The organism is Pyramidobacter piscolens W5455 (genome assembly GCF_000177335.1).
Lineage (GTDB): Bacteria > Synergistota > Synergistia > Synergistales > Dethiosulfovibrionaceae > Pyramidobacter > Pyramidobacter piscolens.
Genome location: NZ_ADFP01000078.1, coordinates 1 through 5412, shown reverse-complemented (window position 1 = coordinate 5412; position 5412 = coordinate 1). Strand labels below are relative to the sequence as shown.

Annotated in this window: 3 protein-coding genes; 2 read left to right on the top strand and 1 reads right to left on the bottom strand. The window is 66.6% G+C overall.

Annotated features, from left to right (window positions below):
* Positions 1-103: 103 nt before the first annotated feature.
* Positions 104-1228 (top strand): PDZ domain-containing protein, encoded by a 1125-nt coding sequence (locus tag HMPREF7215_RS06920; protein ID WP_009165037.1) that lies wholly within the window; start codon positions 104-106, stop codon positions 1226-1228.
* 16 nt (positions 1229-1244) lie between these two features.
* Positions 1245-1622, top strand: a complete 378-nt coding sequence (locus tag HMPREF7215_RS06915) for a RidA family protein (protein WP_009165036.1) — start codon at positions 1245-1247, stop codon at positions 1620-1622.
* Positions 1623-2024: 402 nt separating this feature from the next.
* Here the strand turns inward: HMPREF7215_RS06915 and HMPREF7215_RS06910 are convergent.
* Positions 2025-5412, bottom strand: a 3388-nt coding sequence (locus HMPREF7215_RS06910) for an autotransporter family protein (RefSeq protein ID WP_040550809.1), incomplete at its 5' end; no start/stop codon positions are given.

Genomic DNA, 5412 nt, shown 5'->3' with positions numbered 1-5412 from the left:
GGCGAAGATTGCGGGACGGGGCGCGCGGCGCCGGTGGCTTTTGCCGCGTTTCCGCCTTAAAATGGCTTCAGTTCTCCCCAACGACTTTCAAGGAGGCATGCTGATGAGAAAGTTTCTGCTTTGTGCGGTCGTTTTTCTGAGCGCCGCGGCGCCGGCGGCCGCGTCCGAATCGCTCACGGTGTACGGCTTCGACGTCGCCCAGCTGCAAACGTTTATCCTGGCGACCTACGACGGCGCCGGCCAAATGGACGTGATCGAGAGGAACGACGCCGCCATGGCGATGGCGAAAGAGATCCCGTCGGCTCGCGTGGAGCACCTGATGCCGGAGCGCCGCATCCCCTCGCGCGACCCGCGCGTTCCCGAACGCTGGGTACGCGAGCCCGTGGACTTCGCCGAAGAACGGGCCGTCTTCAACTTCCGTCCCTCCCGCGACGGCGGCCTGACCGTGACGATGCGCGCCGACCTGGTCGCCAACCCCGGCATGTGGCGCCGCGAGCGCGTGGTGTCGCGCGACTGCGGCGACTTCCACGCCTACGCCCGCTACGTTCAGGCCTTTTTCACGGGCGGCTGGGGCTCGGGGCTGGACCTCGAGGCGCGCAACGGCCGCATGTACGTGGCCGACGTGCTCGAGGACAGCTCGGCCTGGAACGCCGGTATCCGCGCCGGCGACCGCATCCGCATCATCAATAAGACCCCTGCCGACAGCGTGGCGCTCAATTACTTCGGCCGCAAATACCAGTGGAGCAGCTACGGCAAACCCTTCACCGTCGAGATGGAGCGCCCCAACGGCGAGCGCTACCACGCCGAGCTGAGCAACGACTACATCCCCGCCCAGACGGCGCGGCTCGAACGATTCTTCGGGGTGAGCGGCGTCTGGCCAGGGCGGACGCGCGAAGAAGTGGAAGCCTCGACGCGGCGCTGGGTCTCTCCCGAGGAGAGAAGGGCGCGCGAAAACGTTCCCGCCGTTTCGTCCAGCGGCATGGAGTTCGACGACACGGGGCGCGTCATATCGGTGGCCCCCGGTTCGCCGGCTGAGGCCGCGGGCGTGAAGCCCGGCGACGTGATCGTCGAGCTCAATCTGGTCAAATTCGGCGACATGGGCGCCGCCAAAGCCCGCGAAACCATCGAAAAGCGCGTTGCCTCACGTCTGTCGGCCATCCTCGACCTGAACCGCGGCGGTTCGACCGTCACCGTCCGGGTGAAAAAGCCCGCCTCGGGCAAAAAATAAAAGGAGCGTGCGTTCAATGAAAGAAATCATGCAGGTCAAAGGGCTCAAACCGCGCGGGCATTACGCGCTGGCGCTGATCCACGACGGACTGATCTTCATTTCCGGCCAGCTCTCCAAGGATCCGGAAAACGGCGAGAACCGCCCCGGCACCATGGCCGAGGAAACCATGCGCGCGCTGAACAACGTCGACCTCATCCTCAAAGAGTGCGGTTCCTCGCGCGACAAAGTGCTGAAGACCACCGCCTTCGTCGGCAGTCAGGACGACTGGGCCGCGGTGAACCAGTGCTACGCCGAGTTCTTCGGCGCTCACCATCCGGCCCGCTCGGTCGTCCCCGTCGGCAAACTGAACGCCGGCCTGAAAGTGGAGATCGAAGTCATCGCCGCCGTCGAGTAATACTATTTATTGGTCAAAAGACCGAACACAAGGGCGCTGCGAGGAAGATCCACAAAGCGAGCTGCGCAGACCGCGGAGCGGCCGAGTATGTCCGAGCGACTGGACTTCCTCGCAGCGCCCAGAAAACTATGTTAATACTTTCTATCAAGAATTAGTATAAAACAAGATCCACCACGGAGAAGCAGCGAAGCGGAGAAAAACGAAAAAACGGTTTCATGGAGGTGCCGCGCCCGCGGCTTTCGCCGTGACGGTTTTTGTTTTCCGATGTTCCACGTGGAACATTTTCCGCAGATCGTTGCGGCGTCATAGTTCCGTTTGTATGAGAAAAGGCGGATCGCCGATTTTCGGCGATCCGCCTTGTGTTATCGCGTCGCGACCGTCTATGCGATTTCGCGCCGCTCGTTAGAAGTCCCAGCGCACCGTGGCGCCGACGCCGAGATCCTTCTGGTTGCTGGAGAACTGTCCCGACAGGTTCAGCCCCAGCGTCATGTTCTTGCGTTTGCCTTCCAGCTGCAGCGCCGTGCGGAAGCTGTTCTCGTCCGTCACCGCCGCGGTGAAGTCCATGGCCGGCAGCGTCGCGCCGCTGCCGAGGAACCGCAGGCGGGAATCGATGTCCGTGTCGCCGAAGGCGCGCACGTAGGCGATCTCCAGCGACGGCTTCAGTTCCCAGTCGCCGCGGTTCTTCAGGTTCCAGTCGAAGCGCACGCCCAGAGGCAGCGTCCACTGGTCGATCGAGGAATCTTCGGAGCGGATTTTCTGTTCGACGAAGCTGCCCTTCATGTCGTAGGCGTCCTGGTCGTAGCGGCTGAAGCGCAGGCCGAGGAACGGCGTCACCTGCATGGCGCCGCGGGGCGGCAGGTGCCAGTTGGCGCGCACGCCCGCCGTCGCCACGTGTCCCTTGACGCCGTCGGCGCGGAACGAGCCGTCCGACAGATTCGCCGTCACGTCCGTGTCGAACCAGTTGTAGCCGAGGTCGCCCGTGAACTCCCAATCTCCGCGTTTGAAGCCGCCGTACAAGCCGACGCCGATAAACTTGCCGTCGGCGTCGGCGCCGTACGCGCCGTCAGTGTCGTACTTGCCCAGCTGCACGGCCAGACCCGTGGTGAAGCCGCGGCGCGTGAAGTCGCCGCCGATCGTGGCGCCGTAGGATTTGGTGGTGCTGTCCTGCTCGAGCGATCCCGAAGCGCCCGTCACGGTCATGCCGTCCACGTCGCTGTGCCCGTACCAGATCGAGCCCCACACGCCCTTGTCGGCCGCGGGAGCGCCGGCGTCGGGCACGAAGTTCATGCGCCCGAGCCTGCTCAGGTCGCCCGTCGCGTTCTGGCGGCTGGAAGCGCGCGCGTTGAGCGTGCCCGCGAAGGAGCGCGAGAGCGTCAGCGCCGTGTTGGCCAGCGACAGCAGCGCGGCCGGATCGGATTCCATGCGGAAGCGGTCGGAGAACGTCACCGTTCCTTCGTCCCACAGCGTCACGTAGCCTCCCGTGATCGGATCCCACGCGCCTTCGGGCGCGTAGGCGAGCGCTGCCTCGTCGAAGATCGTGCCCGCGTAGGGCTGTGTGTGCCAGTTCATGACGGGGCCGTAATCGGCGAAGCCGTCGACGATGCGGTAGGGGATGTTCAGCTCCGCCTTTTGCACCATCAACGCCGCGCCGTCTGCGACGTTCAGCGCCGCGCTTCCCGTGCCGCGCACGACCGCCATGCCGCCGGCCGTCCTCGTCCCGTCGGCGACCAGTTGCGAAGCCGCGCCGGCCGTGAAGGACTCCGTCACCGCCACGTCGAGATTGGCGAAGGCCGTTTTGCCCGATCCCGTCAGCGCCAGCGCCGGCGTGCCGATCAGGCGCGGCGCGCCCATCGTCGAGACGAAGGCGTAATCCTTTGCCCCCGCCACGGTCATCGCGCCGGGCAGCACCGTGGGATCGACCACGTCCACGACGTATTCTTTCGCCGTATCGTCAAAGGTGACGCGGTCGGCGTTAAAGAATTTTTCGGCTGCGCCGTTGCCATCTTTCCAGTTTTCCGTCGCGTCAATGTCCCAATCGGCGTCGATCGTTCCGTTCCAGACCAGATCCTTGCCGTCTTTCACGTCGAGGTAATAGTGCCGCGCGTTGCCGTCGACGTCGAAGCCGACGGTGGCGTTGCGGTACGTCGAAGCCATGAAGGCGTCGCCGCCGGTGATAGCCGGGCTTTCCACGGTCATGAAGTAGTGCCTGCCGTCGCCGGCCGCGCCGAGGACCATCGCCTCGGAATCGCTTTTCAGGTCGACCGTATCGGCGGCCACACGGAACAGCCCGCCGGGCTCGCCCTTCTCGCCGACGACCGTATCGACCGCCGTCAGGTCGGCCGCGCCGCCCGCCGGGGCGAAGACGGCGGCGACGGCGTCGGGAACGCCCGCTTCGCTCAGCGCGAGCTTCTGGTCGATCAACTCCACGCCCTTCACGCCCAGTAGCGTTTCGCTCTCGACCGTCAAGGTGCCGCCGAAGACCGCGTCGTCGCCGACGCTCATGAAGGCAACGCGCCCGTTCGGGGCCGTCAGATCCACGTCGCCCAGCGCGTAGACCGCGCCACCCAGCGCCAGCGTGCTGCCGGAAACCTTGTTGCCGGCGAAGGTGACGTTGCCGTCCGATATGATGTCAACGTCGCCGAAGCTCGCCACCGCGCCGCCCAGCGCCACGCCCAGGTCGCCCTCGGCGGCCGCTTCGTTGGCGACGAAGTTGATCTCGCGCCCGGCGTAAATCTCCTCGGGCATGAACGCCGCGCCGCCCGCCGCGAAGGCGATGGAGCGCGCGCTCAGCGCCGCGTTCGCCAGCGCCTTGAGCCCTTCCTCGTTGGCCGGGTCGATCGAACCGACCAGGTTCACGGCCAGCTCCTTGAGCGCGTCGCCCTCGATGCTCAGCGGGATGCCCGTGCTGTTGCGGGCCAGCGCCCGGTTGCGGGTGAAAGCGACCTCGTCGGGATAGTTCGTATTGTCCGTGGAGAAGTCCGCCGTCGCGCCGCCCAGCGCCGCCGCCAGCGAGCCGTCGGCCGACGCCCGGTTGTCCGCGAACAGGATCGCGCCGCCGTTGGGAAGCGCGCCGACGTTGACGATCCCCACGCCGCCGATGGCCGCGGCGGCCGATCCGCTCAAAGAGGCGTTCAGTTCGGGCGGCAGCATCGGCAGCCCCAGCTTCAGCCCGGCGACGCTGAGCGAGATCTTCTCGCTGCCCAGCGCCTCGGCGCGGTTGCCGCGGAACTGCGCCGAAGCCGGATTGCCCGTGCCGGGGTCGGCGACGGTCATCTTCCCCACGCCGCCGATGGCCGCGGCCAGGCCGCCCTGCGCCAGCGCGGCGTTGTCCGATACGACGAGCTTCTCGGTCTCGATCCAGCCGTCTCCGGCGATCGCGCCGCCGAACGCCGCCGCGATCGGGGCGTGCCCTTCCAGTTTGCCGAGCGAAACGGGCACAGGCAGGAAGCCCGGCAGATTGAGTTCGAGCCCTTCAACGTTCAGCTCCGCGCCGCCCGCGGCCTTGGCAAAGGCCGTGTTGTTCGTGACCGAGACGCCTTGCGGCGCGATCAGGTCGATGCCGCCAAGGCCGGCCAGGCCACCGCCCAGCGCCGCGGCGACGCCGCCCGACGCCGAAGCCGAGTTGCCCGACAAGTCGATCGTCTCCGCGGCGTTGGCTTCGATGCTGCCGATGGACGCTCCCGCGCCGCCCAGCGCTGCCGCCACGGGCAGCTTCAGCGAGGCCAAAGCGAGCGAGGCTTTCGCGTCGGGCGCGACGAAGCCGAGGTCGAGCGCCAGGCCCTTCACCTCG

Bases quoted from the DNA above. Each gene is read 5' to 3' on its own strand.
- HMPREF7215_RS06920 (WP_009165037.1), top strand. From the start codon at position 104: ATGAGAAAGTTTCTGCTTTGTGCGGTCGTTTTTCTGAGCGCCGCGGCG.
- HMPREF7215_RS06915 (WP_009165036.1), top strand. From the start codon at position 1,245: ATGAAAGAAATCATGCAGGTCAAAGGGCTCAAACCGCGCGGGCATTAC.